The organism is Flavobacterium sp. IC2-16 (assembly GCF_055521455.1).
Map to the genome: position 1 here is coordinate 134,641 of NZ_CM145480.1, position 17,119 is coordinate 151,759.

At 33.7% G+C, this 17,119-nt stretch carries 11 protein-coding genes; 6 read left to right on the forward strand and 5 right to left on the reverse strand.

The genetic code is table 11. The annotated features are described in order from the left end of the window. Nucleotides 1-58: 58 nt before the first annotated feature. On the reverse strand, nucleotides 59-2,122 hold the full coding sequence (locus tag ACZ1JT_RS00605) for a M1 family metallopeptidase (RefSeq protein ID WP_465094238.1): 2,064 nt from the start codon (nucleotides 2,120-2,122) through the stop codon (nucleotides 59-61). A gap of 75 nt (nucleotides 2,123-2,197) precedes the next feature. Between ACZ1JT_RS00605 and ACZ1JT_RS00610 the strand changes: the two genes are divergently transcribed. The 5 genes from ACZ1JT_RS00610 (at nucleotide 2,198) to pheT (ending at nucleotide 9,623) form a co-directional block, all read left to right on the forward strand. Then, the gene (locus tag ACZ1JT_RS00610; RefSeq protein WP_465094239.1) at nucleotides 2,198-2,932 is read left to right on the forward strand and encodes a Dph6-related ATP pyrophosphatase; all 735 of its coding nucleotides are present in this window, start codon (nucleotides 2,198-2,200) and stop codon (nucleotides 2,930-2,932) included. A gap of 54 nt (nucleotides 2,933-2,986) precedes the next feature. Continuing rightward, a complete protein-coding gene (gene recG, locus ACZ1JT_RS00615) occupies nucleotides 2,987-5,089 on the forward strand; it encodes an ATP-dependent DNA helicase RecG (RefSeq protein WP_465094240.1) in 2,103 nt (700 codons plus the stop codon). A 67-nt stretch (nucleotides 5,090-5,156) separates the two neighbouring features. Then, nucleotides 5,157-6,020 carry a bestrophin family protein gene (locus ACZ1JT_RS00620; RefSeq protein WP_465094241.1) on the forward strand — a complete coding sequence of 288 codons (864 nt, stop codon included), beginning with the start codon at nucleotides 5,157-5,159 and terminating at the stop codon, nucleotides 6,018-6,020. A 22-nt stretch (nucleotides 6,021-6,042) separates the two neighbouring features. Then, a complete protein-coding gene (locus tag ACZ1JT_RS00625) occupies nucleotides 6,043-7,068 on the forward strand; it encodes a proline iminopeptidase-family hydrolase (RefSeq protein ID WP_465094242.1) in 1,026 nt (341 codons plus the stop codon). A 128-nt stretch (nucleotides 7,069-7,196) separates the two neighbouring features. Further along, the gene (gene pheT, locus ACZ1JT_RS00630; RefSeq protein ID WP_465094243.1) at nucleotides 7,197-9,623 is read left to right on the forward strand and encodes a phenylalanine--tRNA ligase subunit beta; all 2,427 of its coding nucleotides are present in this window, start codon (nucleotides 7,197-7,199) and stop codon (nucleotides 9,621-9,623) included. Between the two features lie 45 nt (nucleotides 9,624-9,668). On the opposite strand, the gene ACZ1JT_RS00635 is transcribed toward pheT, so the two are convergent. The 4 genes from ACZ1JT_RS00635 to rpsA form a co-directional block, all read right to left on the reverse strand. Continuing rightward, nucleotides 9,669-10,229, reverse strand: coding sequence for a fasciclin domain-containing protein (locus ACZ1JT_RS00635; RefSeq protein WP_465094244.1), 561 nt, complete (start codon nucleotides 10,227-10,229; stop codon nucleotides 9,669-9,671). A 122-nt stretch (nucleotides 10,230-10,351) separates the two neighbouring features. Then, complete coding sequence (locus ACZ1JT_RS00640) at nucleotides 10,352-12,454, reverse strand: DUF7619 domain-containing protein (RefSeq protein ID WP_465094245.1); 2,103 nt, start codon at nucleotides 12,452-12,454, stop codon at nucleotides 10,352-10,354. A gap of 113 nt (nucleotides 12,455-12,567) precedes the next feature. Further along, nucleotides 12,568-14,847, reverse strand: coding sequence for a DUF7619 domain-containing protein (locus tag ACZ1JT_RS00645; protein ID WP_465094246.1), 2,280 nt, complete (start codon nucleotides 14,845-14,847; stop codon nucleotides 12,568-12,570). A 121-nt stretch (nucleotides 14,848-14,968) separates the two neighbouring features. Further along, the gene (gene rpsA, locus ACZ1JT_RS00650; RefSeq protein ID WP_465094247.1) at nucleotides 14,969-16,738 is read right to left on the reverse strand and encodes a 30S ribosomal protein S1; all 1,770 of its coding nucleotides are present in this window, start codon (nucleotides 16,736-16,738) and stop codon (nucleotides 14,969-14,971) included. A 114-nt stretch (nucleotides 16,739-16,852) separates the two neighbouring features. Between rpsA and ACZ1JT_RS00655 the strand changes: the two genes are divergently transcribed. Continuing rightward, nucleotides 16,853-16,996 (forward strand): hypothetical protein, encoded by a 144-nt coding sequence (locus tag ACZ1JT_RS00655; RefSeq protein ID WP_465094248.1) that lies wholly within the window; start codon nucleotides 16,853-16,855, stop codon nucleotides 16,994-16,996. The last annotated feature ends 123 nt before the right edge of the window (nucleotides 16,997-17,119 follow it).

Consider the following 17,119-nt stretch of genomic DNA (forward strand, 5'->3'; position numbering starts at 1 on the left):
CTTTCTATTTTCAAAGATGGCCAAAAAAGAAATTAGTTGCGTAGAAAAGTAAAAAATCTTACAACAATCGCTCTAATTGTGATTTTTCGTTTTCGGGTAATTTTGGTAGTAATTCTTGAAAATACTTTTTAAATACCTCTTGTTTCACCAATTCTCGTATTTTTTCACGGGCAAATTTGGTAAACTGCCACTTATGGTGCACCAAAGCATTCACAAGGTTTGGCAAAACATTTTGGTCCATTTTATTTAAATACAATAAATTCACAATAGCATACTGCCTTGTATTGGCTTCAAATCTTGGTGAAGAGTAGTCTAATAATTCGTCGTAGTATTTTACTTTTTCATCATTGTCATAATCTTTGGTAGCTAATGCTAACGATAGCCACGTAATTCTTAAATTTCTATCATTAAATCCAATCCAATTCTTACTTTTATTTAGAAATGCAGCACGCTCCATTGGAAACTTAGACCATAGTCCTTTTAAAGCTATTTCACGTGTTATATAAGATGAATCATTTAACAGCGTTTCATATTCGTTTTTAAAAGACAATGGAATTTCCTTCATTGTGGAAGCGATGGCTTGCCTAACTTTTAAATCGTTTGAATGCATAGCCAGTAGAAGCAAACTGTTTTTTTCCTCAAAAGGTACTTCTTGTAGCTGATAAATCACTTCTTCTTTTAATGGGTAAAACGCATCTGATTTTAAAATAGCCTCAAATTCATTTTTTTTATCTGCAAACGGTTTATCATAACGGTCTGTTAAAGCAAGATAATCCGAAATAAATTTATTTTTACTCAGAATTGATAATGCGTCCTGAACTTCGAAACCTGATTTTTCCAGCCATATTTTTTTAAAGGTATCTACATCGAAATTTGTAACCTTTTTAACCTCATCCAAAAAGTTATCGGTAATAACATTTTGAAAGGCATACTTGTTCAAATAACTTTTAACAGCCTTTTGAAAGTTCTCTGCCCCAATATTTTCTCTTAGATAATGTAATGCCCAAGCGCCTTTCTGATAAAATGTTAGCGAACTCGCTTTTTCATTTAGTAACGGAATAGTATCATTTTTTGAAGCACGTTGTAACATTTCGGCTGTTTGATACAGCTCATAATTAAAATGATCGTCGCCAAATAACTCTTTTTCCGCAAGTAAAGCATAATAGGTTGCAAAACCTTCCTGTAACCAATGATGTTTTCCAGATTGAGCCGTTATCATATCACCAAACCATTGATGCGCTAATTCGTGTGCATTAACGTTTATATAGGTCCTATCGTTATAACCTGTTTCATCCACTACAAAGTCCTGAGCAAAAATAGTTGCTGATGTGTTTTCCATTCCGGCATATAAAAAATCCATGACCGGTACTTGGCGATACACTTCCCAAGGGTACTTCACTCCTATCTCTTTTTCTAAGAAATCGAATATTTCTTTGGAATATTTATAAGTGTAAGCAAACTTATCTTGATCATCTTTCTTTGCATACATTTCTAAATCGGTTCCGGTGGTAGAACTATCAATATGACTTTTAAATTTTCCAATTGCAATCATAGCCAAGTACGAACTCATTGGTTTGTTCATTTCATAATACCACCAAATCGAATCCGGATTTTTATCAGCTATGTTTACTAGTTTTCCGTTAGAAACTGCATAATAACCAAATTTAGAACTTAAAGCAATTTTGAATATTAGCTTCTCGTTTACGTCATCAAAACTTGGCAACCAATGCGAAGTGTTTTTGCCCTGTCCTTGTGTCCAAATCTGATTTGAACCATTAGAAGGGTCTCCAACAAAATAAAGAGTTTGCTTTGGCTTTGCAACATATTCAAACTCTAAAGTATTTTTTCCCTTTTTAATTTTTTTAAACAGATTAAGGGTTTTACCAGTATTCACAAACGGTACTTTTTTTCCATTCATTTTTACTTCAGAAAATTCCATTTTTATGGCATCAATTTTTATGGTATCAATTTTAGATTTTACAATAAAATTATATACCACTTTACCGCTAATGGATTTCTCTACGGCATTAGGTGATAAATAAGCATTTACCGAAATAAAATCGACTTTTTTAGTTTGTTGAGCAAAAACAATGGAAGATATAAGAAGTACTAAATATTTCATTTTTAATTTATAAGAAATTCAAAAATACAAAGGAATTTCGGACTTTTTAGTAAGTTTACCGTCAAATTAACTTCCGTGAAAAAGAAAGCACTTTTCAACTGGAGCAGCGGTAAAGATTCGGCGCTGGCTTTATATAAAACATTGCAAAACCGTGAAATTGAAATTGTTTCGTTATTAACGAGTGTAAATAAGCAATACGATCGTATTTCCATGCATGGTGTTCGAACAGCACTTTTAAAACAACAAGCTGAAAGTATAGGCTTACCCCTTCATATTATGGAAATACCGGAAATGCCATCCATGGAAGTATATGAAAATGTAATGCAAGAAACCTTAAAACAGTTTACTGCTAACGGAGTGACCCATTCAATTTTTGGTGATATTTTTCTTGAAGATTTACGAAAGTACCGCGAAGATAAATTAGCAGAAATGCAATTGAAAGGTATTTTTCCACTATGGAAAATCGATACTAAAGAACTTATTAAAGAGTTTTTGGACTTGGGTTTTAAAACGATTGTTACTTCCGTAAACGAACGCAATCTCGATAAAAGTTTTGTGGGTCGAATTATAGACGAAAAATTCATAAACGACTTACCGGACAATGTAGATGTTTGTGGTGAAAATGGCGAATTTCATACGTTTACTTTCGATGGCCCAATTTTTACCAAACCTATTGATTTTGAAATTGGCGAAATTGTATATCGCAAATATGAAAAACCCAAAACTAATTCTTCCAACATAGCTTGCGACACGAATGATTCTGATGCTTTTGATTACGGATTTTGGTATTGTGATTTGATTCCGAAATAAGCGGTTTTACTATTTTGAAATTAAGTTATATATTCGCTTAACATATAAGCCACAATGAATAACTTGCTTGAAACTCCTATCGAATACTTAAAAGGCGTTGGACCTCAACGTGGGGAATTGTTGCGCAAGGAACTCGACATTCATCGTTATGGCGACTTAATCAACTTGTATCCCAATCGATACATCGACCGAACTCGATATTATAAAATCAACGAACTGCAAAACAGCAATTCTGAAGTACAGATTGTTGGTAAAATCATCAACATAAAAACTGTAGAACAAAAACGAGGAAAAAGGCTTGTTGCTACATTTATTGATGATACAGGACAAATGGAGCTCGTTTGGTTTCAAGGCATCAAATGGATTCGCGAAAGCTTAAAGATTAATGTTCAGTATGTTATTTTTGGTAAGACAACTTCATTTAACGGAGTTTTCAATATGGCACATCCAGAAATGGAACTACTGGAAGAACACAAAGCCAGTATACGAAGTGCCATGCAACCTGTTTACCCAAGCACAGAAAAACTAGCAAACAAAGGGATTTCCAATAAAGTCATCAATAAAATGATGCAACAATTGTTTATTGAAACCCATGCGCTTTTTACGGAAACTTTGCCTGGATATTTAACCAACGAATTAAACCTAATTTCTAAAAAAGAAGCTTTACTCAATATTCATTTTCCTAAAAATCAAGAGCTATTGGCAAAAGCCCAATTCCGATTGAAATTTGAAGAATTGTTCTTTATTCAATTGCAGTTGATTACTAAAAATCTTATTCGAAAGCATAAGATAAAAGGACATCCGTTTGATAAAGTTGGAGATTATTTCACCTCGTTTTACAACAACCACTTACCCTTCGAATTAACTAATGCTCAAAAAAAAGTATTAAAGGAAATTCGTAATGATTTGGGAAGTAGCGCGCAAATGAACCGCTTATTACAAGGTGATGTAGGTTCAGGAAAAACCATAGTTGCTTTAATGAGTATGTTACTAGCGCTAGACAATGGTTTTCAATCCTGTTTAATGGCGCCTACCGAAATTTTAGCAACGCAACATTATAATGGGATTTCAGAATTAGCTAAAGGATTAGATCTCAACATAAAACTACTAACCGGTTCAACTAAAACTGCAGATAGAAAAATCATCCATGAAGATTTAGAAAATGGATCATTACATATTCTAATTGGCACACATGCTTTATTGGAAGACAAAGTGCAATTTAAAAATTTAGGTTTAGCTATAATAGATGAACAACACAGGTTTGGTGTAGAACAACGAAGTAAACTTTGGAAAAAAAATACAATTCCTCCCCATGTTTTAGTGATGACGGCTACCCCTATTCCGCGTACGTTAGCCATGAGTCTTTATGGTGATTTAGATATTTCTGTAATCGACGAATTACCACCGGGTAGAAAACCTATTCAAACCGTACATCGTTATGACAACAATCGATTAAAAGTTTGGAAATTCATTCGGGATGAAATTGCTAAAGGAAGACAAATTTACATTGTATATCCGTTGATACAGGAATCTGAAAAAATGGATTACAAAGATTTGATGGATGGTTATGAAGGCATTTCAAGAGATTTTCCGCTGCCTCAATATGCTGTCTCCATCGTACACGGACAAATGAAACCAGCAGAAAAAGATGCAGAAATGCAACGTTTCGCCGAAGGAAAAACTAACATCATGGTAGCAACCACCGTTATTGAGGTTGGTGTTAATGTACCCAATGCCAGTGTAATGATTATCGAAAGTGCCGAACGTTTTGGTTTATCGCAATTGCATCAATTACGCGGACGTGTTGGCCGTGGAGCCGATCAAAGTTATTGCATTTTAATGACAGGACATAAACTTAGCAATGACACTAAAACTCGCATTGAAACCATGTGTGCTACTAATGATGGTTTTGAAATTTCTGAAGTGGATTTAAAATTACGTGGCCCTGGCGATATTATGGGTACTCAGCAAAGCGGTGTGCTAAACTTACAAATTGCCGATTTGGTAAAAGACCGTGACATTTTGCAATTAGCCAGACATCACGCTATTAAACTCTTGAAAGATGACGCGCCAATGGAAAAACCTGAACATCAAATTTTACGCAACGTATTTATAGAACTCAGTAAAAAGAAAAATATTTGGAATTACATTAGTTAATTCTTTAAAAAAGGGTGTTGAGTTTTTTTAGACTTTTCACTTATAACTTATAATTTATAATTCAAATATGGTACAATACAACCCAAAAGACTGGTTAACCTTTATATTTAGATTTCACAAAGCCGATACGTTTCGAAAATTAATCCCTATCATGTTTTTCATAGGATTATATTCTGGCGTTGTTGGATATTTAGAAGTTGAGTATTTAAACCTTCCAGAGAAAAGTTATATCCGAAATCTTGGCACTATGCACGGCATGCTTGGATTTGTAATTTCTTTGCTTTTGGTTTTCCGAACTAATACTGCTTACGATCGTTGGTGGGAAGGAAGAAAAATGTGGGGAGCACTTGTAAATAACAGCAGAAATCTAGCTCTAAAACTTGCTGCTATTTTAAAAGAAGAACAAGACCGCTTTTTTTTCAAAAGAGTTATTCCTAGTTATGCTTCATTGCTGAGTAAACATTTAAAAAACGAAGAAACAGGCCTTATGCTTTTCGAGGGATTAGATTTGGAAATTGATCATCACAAACATCGTCCAAATCAAATTGCCAAAATAATGTTTCAAAAAGTGAATGATTTGTACGTTTCTGGAAAAATAACCGGTGACCAGCTGATTATTCTAAATGCCGAAGTACAATCATTTACTGATATTTGTGGTGCTTGCGAACGAATTAAAAACACGCCAATCCCCTATTCATACAGTGCTTTCTTGAAAAAATTTATCTTTTTCTATGTCATGACATTGCCTTTTGGATATGCATTCACTTTAGGGTATTATGTAGTACCAGTAGTTGTTTTTATTTTTTATGTACTCGCAAGTTTAGAATTGATTGCCGAAGAAATTGAAGATCCTTTCGGAAATGATGACAACGATTTACCAACCAAAAAAATAGCCGAAAACATCAAAAAACACGTTTCGGAAATTTTGTAACTTTAAACAAAATCACAACAACATGACACGAAAAATTTCAACAACAGTTATCATTCTAGTAATTGCAATTTTATTTAGTAATTGCAACAGAAACAGTGAAAAGCAAATTACTCAAAAAAGTGATTATTTCGAAAATAGCAACGATTCCATTCAAACTGGAGGCATAAAAATGATTCCCATTGAAACGCCTAAAGGAACATTCAATGTTTGGACCAAACGAATAGGCAATAATCCTAAAGTTAAAGTGCTTTTATTAAATGGTGGTCCGGGAGCAACTCACGAATATTTTGAGTGTTTTGAAAGCTTTCTTCCAGCCGAAGGCATCGAATTTATTTATTACGATCAATTAGGTTGTGGAAATTCCGACAATCCAAACGATGTAGCAATGTGGGATTTACCACGTTATGTTGAAGAATTAGAGCAAGTTAGAAAAGCTTTAAATTTAACGAAAGACAACTTTTACCTTCTAGGACATTCATGGGGCGGAATTCTTGCAATGGAATACGCACTCAAATATCAGGATAACATGAAAGGGCTAATTATCTCTAATATGATGGCTGATGCTCCGGCATACGGCAAATATGCTGATGACGTATTAGCCAAACAAATGAATCCTGAGGTTTTAAAACAAATTCGTGATATTGAAGCCAATAAAGATTTTACAAATCCTAAATACATGGAGCTGTTATTACCCAATTTCTACAACAAACACATTTGCAGAATTCCATTAAAAGATTGGCCAGAACCTATGAACCGTTCTTTTGGTAAAATGAATCAGTCACTTTATGTTACCATGCAAGGGCCAAGCGAATTTGGTATATCTGGCAAATTGGAAAAATGGAGCTGTTTCGATAAACTAAAAACTATTAGCATTCCAACTCTGGTTGTTGGCGCAAAATACGACACTATGGATCCCAACTATATGGAGTCTATGTCGAAACAACTACCTAACGGCTCTTACCTTTATTGTCCAAAAGGCAGTCATATGGCTTTTTACGATGATCAAAACACCTATTTTAATGGATTATTGGCTTTCCTAAAAAAGTAAAAAATCAACTCCTAAACAAACAAAAACAGTTCGCAAAAACGAGCTGTTTTTTTATGCTTATTTACAAGAAAACCTTCTTAAAATTCAGTACAATTATTATCTTTGCACACTTATAAAACGATACCAAAATGCGCATATCATACAACTGGTTAAAACAATTTATTAAAATCGACTGGAACTCAGAAGAAACAGCATCTTTATTAACCGATTTAGGTTTAGAAGTTGAAGGCGTTGAAAAATACCAAAGTCTTAAAGGAGGATTGGAAGGTGTTGTTGTAGGACACGTTCTTACTTGCGTGCAACATTCCAATGCTGATAAACTTCGAGTTACTACTGTAGATATTGGCGGAGAAGCCCCTGTACAGATTGTATGTGGTGCACCGAATGTGGCTATCGGACAAAAAGTTCCTGTTGCTACTATTGGAACCAAATTGTATGATAAAGACGGGAATGCTTTTGAAATTAAAAAAGGTAAAATTCGCGGTGAAGAAAGTCACGGAATGATTTGTGCCGAAGACGAACTAAGATTAGGAGAAAGCCATGATGGTATCATGATTTTAGATGAAAAACTTGTTCCGGGTACTCCAGCTTCTAAAGTTTTTAACATTGAAAATGATGAAGTATTTGAAATTGGATTAACACCCAATCGTGCAGACGCTATGAGTCATTGGGGCGTTGCTCGTGATTTACGTGCCGGATTAACTCAAAAAGGAATTAACCACTCTGAGCTAATGACACCTTCGGTAAGTAAGTTTAAAGTGGAAAAAAGAACACTAAAAATTGACATTAAAGTTGAAGATGCTAAATTAGCACCAAGATATTGTGGTGTAACCATTTCGGGGATCACGGTAAAACCATCTCCAAATTGGCTTCAAAACCGCTTAAAAGCAATTGGCTTAACACCTAAAAACAATATTGTAGACGTAACCAATTATGTTTTACACGAATTAGGTCAGCCTTTACATGCTTTTGATGCTGCTAAAATAAAAGGAAATAAAGTTGTTGTAAAAACAGTTCCTGCTGGAACAAAGTTCACAACTTTAGATGATATTGAACGCACACTACACGAAGAAGATTTAATGATTTGTGATGAAAGCGGACCAATGTGTATTGCTGGTGTATTTGGCGGAAAGAATTCTGGCGTTAGCGAAAACACTACTGCTATTTTCTTGGAAAGCGCATACTTCAATCCTGTTTCGGTTCGTAAAACTGCGAAGCGTCACACCTTGAGTACTGATGCATCATTCCGATTTGAAAGAGGTATCGACCCAACAATTACAGAATATGCACTTAAAAGAGCTGCTCTATTAATTCAAGAGGTTGCTGGTGGTGAAATCACTTCCGATATTATCGATTTATACCCTAAAAAAATTGAAGATTTTTCAGTGGTATTGAACTTCGATAATGTTAACAAAATAATCGGTCAGGAAATTCCGAAAGAAACAATCAAAAAAATATTAGTTTCATTAGACATTAAAGTTAATAGCGTATCCGATGCCGGTTTAGGATTAATTATTCCTGCGTATCGTGTTGATGTTCAGCGTGAAATTGATGTTATTGAAGAGATCTTACGTGTTTATGGCTACAATAACATTGGGTTTACTACAAAGCTTAATGCCTCTATTTCGAATTCGTCACGTACTGAAGATTATAAAGTTCAAAACATCATTGCAAACCAGTTAGTTTCTAACGGTTTCAATGAAATGATGGCTAATTCATTAACGACACCAGAATATGTTTCTTTGTCGGATAAACTGAAAGAAGAATTCAACGTAATGATGCTAAACCCATTGAGTAATGATTTGTCGGCTATGCGTCAATCGTTATTATTTAGTGGATTAGAAGCGGTATCTTACAACATCAATCGTAAAAATTCGGATTTGAAATTATTTGAATTCGGAAAAACATATCACAAAATGCCTTCTGGCTATGAAGAAGACAAACACTTAACGCTTTTTGTAACTGGAAACCGTTTGATGGAAACATGGACAACACCTGAAAAAGCATCTGGTTTCTTCTTATTTAAAGGGTACATCAACGGTATCTTGTCTCGATTAGGAATTACAAAATCGGTAACAAAACCAATTGAGAACGATGTATTTGCTGAAGGAACTTCATTAAATATCGGTGCCGAAACTATTGTAGAATTTGGTACCGTTAAGAAAAGCATTTTAAAACATTTTGATATTAAACAAGAGGTTCTATATGCCGATTTTAACTGGGGCGCTATCCTGAAATTAATTTCGACTAAAATAAAATTCACAGATATTCCTAAATATCCAGAAGTACGACGTGATTTAGCTTTATTACTTGATTCTAGCATTCAATTTGAACAAGTGTACACTATTGCCAAACAAACAGAAAAATCGTTACTAAAAGATGTGAATTTGTTTGATGTGTATGAAGGTAAAAACCTTCCGGAAGGTAAAAAATCGTATGCCGTTAGTTTTACGCTTCAAGACAATTCGAAAACACTAACCGATACTCAGATTGACAAAATAATGAGTAAACTTCAACAAAATTTTGAAAAAGAAATTGGAGCTACTTTAAGATAAAAAAAAGGCCGACATTAATGTCGGCCTTTTTAATAGAACATTTGCTTACGATTTTGGTAAAACCACAGTGTCAACTACGTGAATTACTCCATTAGATTGATTAACATCGGCAATAGTAACTTTAGCGCTATTTCCGTTTTCATCGGTTATATATAAATCGTTCCCTTTCATCCATGCTGTTAATGTTCCGCCACTAACGGTTTTTAATACAGCTTTTCCGTTACCCATTTTTATAGCTTTTGCAATATCTTTTGCATTCATTTTTCCAGCTACCACATGGTATGTTAATATGGTTTGTAGCATTTTTAAATTTTCAGGCTTTAAAAGTGTTTCTACCGTTCCGGCAGGTAGTTTTTCAAAAGCTGCATTGGTTGGAGCAAAAACGGTAAAAGGACCTGCAGATTTTAAAGTTTCAACTAAACCAGCAGCTTTAACAGCAGCTACTAATGTTGTATGATCCTTTGAGTTTACTGCATTTTCAACAATGTTTTTAGTAGGATACATAGGCGCACCACCCACCATAACAGTTTTTTGAGCAAATGTTGAGGTTGCTGTAAATGCAAAAAAGGTTACTAAAGCAAGTAATACTAATTTTGAAGTTTTCATAAATGTTTTTTTTAATTGTTTTATACAGTCATTTACGAGAGAATTGTATTCATGGTTTTAAAAAATGAAAAAATCCCGAAAACTATTTGCTTTCGGGATTTTATATAAAATTAGTTAATACTTTATTTCTTTATAAACATAGTATTAGACGTTCCTTTATCTGAAGTAATCTTGATAAAATAATTTCCTGATGCTAAACTGGAAACATCAACTGTCTTAACATTTTGAGCGCTAGGTACTACTATAACCAATTGTCCTAACTGATTGTAAATACTAATAGAATTCACTTCAAGCGTTTGTTTGGTTTGAATATTCAGCATATTACTTACCGGATTCGGGTACAAACTGAAATACTGTCCGAATTCGAAATCTTGCGTACTCAAGGCCTGAATTGTTGTTGTAGCCGTATTGGTTACAATAGGAAAATTATAATCGAAATAAATACTTGCTGTATTACTAAATGTATCGCCATTAACTAACGACGGTAAGGTTTTAATTTTAAAAGCCACATACCCATCGTTGTTGGCATCATCAAACGGTAAGTTGATGTTTTCGAAAATAAATTCCACTTTATTGTCATTAATTCTGGTATAAAAATCATGACTTCCTTTAATTGGCACTAAAGTACTTACATCAAACTTAGCGGTGTCTATCATGTCTTTCACCACAATGTTTTGTGCAGGATAGGTTCCTGTATTTTCAAAACGAATCATATAATGTACATACTCACCTACTTCGCTTGGAGAAAGTGTTGCACCTTCTAAACAGGTTTTGTCGTTGGGATCGTACGCTCCTACAACAATTTGTTTGATTGAAGAAGTATTGTCGTATGGTAATTCATCACCTACCGTTGGACTTATTATAGCTGAAAAATTCAATTGATCACCAATATTAATTGAAGGTGAATCAGTAGAAGCATTTAAAAGCATTGTAAAAGAAACAACACGACTTTCAAAAGGTTGCAAATTAGTAAAATCCCAACTTAAATTATTTATCATTTGACTAGTACATACGGGAGTAGCGGAAACTAAGTTCATTTTGGAATCTTCAAAGGTCATAGAAATTGTTCCTGATTGCGTCTGATTTCCTTTATTTCTATACGTTAAAACATAATTACTTTCAAAGCCAGGCATTGCAGGAGTTGTTGGCAATAAAACAACCTCTAAATCCTTTCGTACTCCATTGGCTGTAATACAGAAATCTTGAGAAAAAGGACTTGCTTGCGTTGGAAATGTTGCCGATACTGATGCGGGTGAAACATTAAAATAGGAAGGATTCTCCAAAATAGGTGTTATAGTATGTGTTCCGGCCTGAACAGGAATTGAATAATTTCCAGAAGTATTTGAAATTAAACCACCTGTAATGGTTCCATTGGTAATATTAAATCTTAAATTCGGAACAATGATATCGGTTAAATCACAACCATTATTATCACTATCGAATCTTGTATTCCCTTCCATAGTATAAAATACTCCACCAGGAACAAATGAACAATAAGAATTTAATGAACAAGTACTTGGATAACCACTTAAATATCCATCACTTCCACTTGCGATTTCAGTTTCATCCGCACATATGTATTCCAAGTTAGTACAACCATAAAGTGTTACAACTTGATTTTTTCCATTTTTAATAAATAACGAAGTTAAAAACTCATTTGCTACACAATCAAATATTTGTAAATTAATCATATCACTTAAATCAATTGTAGTTAAATGACTACTTGACAAGTTTAATTGCTGTAATTGTTGCACATTTATTAATTGCAAACTGCTTATTAAATTTGAATTAGCATCTAACGATCTCAATTGTGGACAATTTGACACATTAAGATTATTCAAGATATTATGATCACAAGTTATTTGCCATAAAAAATTAGAGTTAGTTACATTAAGATCTACCAATTGATTGTAACTACATTCTAAATATTGAATATTTATTAAATTCGAAATATCGACATTAGAAACCTGATTATGAGAAAAATTCAGCCCAGTAATATTAGAAAAATATTCAATACCCGATAAACTTAAAATATTAGAGTTGTCTACATGTAATGGCATTGTAAAATCCTGCGCTTCATTTTGATCAATCTCTCCATCTAAATTTGTATCAACTCCTGAAGCAATCAACTTTGCCTTAAAATTCGCATCAGGAAAATTTATAATTTGAGCTTTTGAAATTGCTATAAAGCAAAATAGAAATAATAAAGAATAGATTTTTTTCATGGTGTATACTTATAACTACAAATATTAAGATGCAAAAGTTGGATTTGGTTGCGTTACTTGTAAAAAAAATCCCAACCATTTCCGGTTGGGATTCTTGAATATGTTGTAATAAATTATTTTTTAATAAACCTAGTATTAGACGTTCCTTTATCTGAAGTAATCTTGATAAAATAATTTCCTGATGCTAAACTGGAAACATCAACTGTCTTAACATTTTGAACGCTAGGTACTACTATAACCAATTGTCCTAACTGATTGTAAATACTAATAGAATTCACTTCAAGCGTTTGTTTGGTCTGAATATTCAGCGTATTACTTACCGGATTCGGGTACAAACTGAAATACTGTCCGAATTCGAAATCTTGCGTGCTCAACGTCTGAATTGTTGTTGTAGCCGTATTGGTTACAATAGGAAAATTATAATCGAAATAAATACTTGCTGTATTACTAAATGTATCGCCATTAACTAACGACGGCAAGGTTTTAATTTTAAAAGCCACATACCCATCGTTGTTGGCATCATCAAACGGTAAGTTGATGTTTTCGAAAATGAATTCTACTTTGTTCCCGTTAATTCTGGTATAAAAATCATGACTTCCTTTAATTGGCACTAAAGTACTTACATCAAACTTAGCGGTGTCTACCATATCTTTTACCACAATGTTTTGTGCAGGATAGGTTCCCGTGTTTTCAAAACGAATCATATAATGTACATACTCGCCTACTTCGCTTGGCGTAATACTTGCACCTTCTAAACAGGTTTTGTCGTTGGGATCGTACGAATTAACAACCAATTGATCTAGAGCAGAATTGTTATTATAAGGTGTTTCATCAGTTTCAAGTGTAATTAAACTTGCAACATAACTCAATCCACTACCACCGTTTAATGGTGGTGTATCGGTAGGCGAATTTAAGTTCATTATAAAAGAAATCTCCCTTGATTCAAACGGAATTAAATTAGCAAAATCCCATGTTAAATAATTGGTTGTTTGTGATGTAACAGCCGGAACAGAAGATACCAAATCCATAACCGCATCATTAAATGATAATTTAACTGTTCCAGATTGGATTTGATTTCCGTTATTTTTAAAAATAATCTTATATTTTGAATTAAAACCTGGTCTTGCAACTTCCAACGGAAGTAAAATAATTTCTAAATCGGGATGAATACCATTAGTGGTTATACAGAAATTTTGAATTAACGGACTTGGCGTTGCAGGAAAATCAACATTTAAAGATAAAGGCGAAATTGAAAAATATAAAGGGTTTTCTAAAACCGGTGTTAAAACATGAGAGCCAGCTTGAACCGGAACTGAATAATTTCCTCCTGATAAATTTGCCAAATAAGAACCCACTAAATTTCCAGAAATGGTATGATTTAATCGAAGTGCTGGAAATGCAATATCATTACCATCACAACCATTTGCATTTGAATCAAATTTAGACATTCCATTAACTGTGTAATAAATACCTCCGGGAACAAAGGAACAATAAGTGTTTACCTCACAAGTATAGGCATATTGTGCAACTTTAGCTTGTATTGCAGTAACTTGTGAATCATCAGCACAGATATATCTTAAATTTGGACATCCCGAAAAATTCAATGCACTCTCGTTCTTTCCGTTTTTTAAGAATATTGATGTAAGGTTCGGATTATTATCTAAATAAAAGTACAACAACCTTTGATTATTGCTAAAATCAACCGAAGAAAACAGATTATTCGATCCATTAAAATTATCAAGATTAGTAAGACCTGACAAGTCAATATTTGAAATCTGATTATTTGGAATCGATAATAAGGTCATACTTGAACAGTTACCCATATTTGTTATAGAAGTAACATGATTATCACTACAATCAAAATAAATAAGATAAGGTGTGCTGCTCAAATCAAAAGAAGTAAAATCATTCCCTCCACACCAAAAATAGCCAAGTTGAGGGGTTTGTGTAAAGTCAATTGATGATAAATGATTATTACCACAATTTAATTTTCCTAAACTGGATAACCCATTAACGTTTATGGCAGTCATATTATTGGAAATACACTCAAGGTTATAAAGATTAGGGAGGGCTTCAAGGTCTAGGTTGGCAATTTGATTGTTACCAACTTTTAACACTCTCAAATTAGTAAAATTACCTATTCCAGCTATTGAAGAAATAGATGAATAAGAAACATCAAGTTCTTTAACTTGCTGTGCCTCTGTAATTTCAATTTCATTGTTATTATTCGCATCTATTTTAAAATAAGCCCCTGATAAATTTTTTGCAATTGAATTAGTTGATGTGGCTGCTAACAACTTTGCTTTAAAATTCGCATCCGGAAAAGTAATAATTTGTGCTTTACCCTTAAAAGCAACAAATAATACAATTAATAAAAAGTAAATTTTCTTCATAAAATCTATAATTCGAGATGCAAATATATCGAAATAAAACTTCAAGTATATTTTCTTATTATTAAATAAAAAATCCCAACCGTTTCCGGTTGGGATTTTGAATATTTATAGATATTAAAGATTACTCTCCTTTATCCATTCTAGCTTTTAATTCAGCTAACGCATCGATATCACCTAAAGTTGATTTCTCAGCATTGTTTGAAGAAGATGCTACATTGTTAGACTCAGCAGCTTTCACGTTTTTCTCTTCTTCTTCACGGAAGATAGCAGTATGAGAAGCAACTACTCTTTTGAATTCTTTGTTGAACTCAATTACTTTGAAGTCTGCAGTATCCCCTTTTTTCAATTTCTTACCGTCTTCTTTTTCCAAGTGACGTGTAGGAATGAAAGCAACGATATCGTCACCAAATTCTACAGTAGCACCTTTGTCTACGATTTCAGCGATAGTTCCGTTGTGGATAGTTCCAACAGCGAAAGCATCTTCGTACTGATCCCAAGGGTTAGCAGTAGTTTGTTTGTGACCTAAAGACAATTTACGTCCTTCTACGTCTAATTCTAATACAACAACATCTAATTTGTCACCTACGTTAACGAATTCAGATGGGTGTTTGATTTTCTTAGTCCAAGACAAGTCAGAGATATAAACTAAACCGTCGATTCCTTCTTCTAACTCAACGAAAATTCCGAAGTTAGTAAAGTTTCTAACGATACCTGTATGTTTAGAACCTACTGGGTATTTAGAAGTAATATCAGTCCAAGGATCTTGCGTTAATTGTTTGATACCTAAAGACATTTTTCTTTCGTCTCTGTCTAAAGTTAAGATAACTGCCTCAACAACATCTCCAACTTTTACAAAATCTTGAGCTGAACGCAAGTGCGTAGACCAAGACATTTCAGAAACGTGGATTAAACCTTCAACACCTTCAGCAACTTCGATGAAAGCACCGTAGTCAGCAAGAACTACTACTTTACCTTTCACTTTATCACCAACAGCTAAGTTAGCATCTAAAGCATCCCAAGGGTGAGCGTTTAATTGTTTTAAACCTAATTGAATTCTTGTTTTCTCATCATCGAAATCAAGGATTACCACGTTAAGTTTTTGGTCTAATTCAAGAACTTCAGATGGGTGGTTGATTCTTGACCAAGATAAGTCAGTGATGTGGATTAATCCGTCTACACCTCCTAAGTCAATGAACACACCGTAAGAAGTAATGTTTTTAACAACACCTTCTAATACTTGTCCTTTTTCTAATTGACCGATGATTTCTTTTTTCTGTACTTCAATATCAGCTTCGATAAGCGCTTTGTGAGAAACAACAACGTTTTTGAACTCATGGTTGATTTTCACAACTTTGAACTCCATAGTTTTGTTTACATATTGATCGTAATCACGGATAGGTTTCACGTCGATTTGAGAACCTGGCAAGAAAGCCTCGATTCCGAATACGTCAACGATCATACCACCTTTAGTTCTGCATTTTACGAAACCGTTAACGATTTCTCCAGTTTCATTAGCAGAAATAACTCTATCCCAAGCTTTGATTGTACGTGCTTTTCTGTGCGATAATACTAACTGACCTGATTTGTCCTCACGAACGTCGATTAATACTTCTACTTTGTCTCCAACTTTTAAGTTTGGATTGTAACGGAACTCGTTTAAAGAGATAACACCTTCAGATTTAGCGTTGATGTCAACGATAGCGTCTCTTTCAGTGATTCTAACTACAACTCCTTCTACTACCTCTTCAGCATCTGTAGAAATGAAAGTTTTAGCAACTAAATCTTCGAATTCTTTTAAGTTCTGAGCATCTACAGCATCAATACCTTCTTCGAAGTTGTGCCAGTTAAAATTCGCTAAAAACTCTTCTTGTGTTTTGTTAATTTCAGACATGTCTGATTAAAAATTTGTATTCTGCTTTCCTCGTGTTTCGTAATGCGTTAGAAAAAACAGAAGCGTTTTACATATAAATTGTTGATACCTAAAGGAAACACTTCTCGCCAAAAGGTGCGCAAAAGTACAAATAATTATTTAATTACCAAAGAATTATTAGACTTCTTAGAAAAGTTAGACTCCTTAGACTCCTTAGACTCGTTAGATGGTTTAGATAAGTTAGATGGTTTAGACAAGTTAGATAAGTTAGATTGTTAGATTGTTAGATTGTTAGATTGTTAGATAACTCTAAATATCTGTCTAAAAATCTAAAAAAGTCTAAGAATCTAAGAAGTCTAAGAAATCTTAATAGTAGCATCCAAAAAAACAAATAGCAAATAG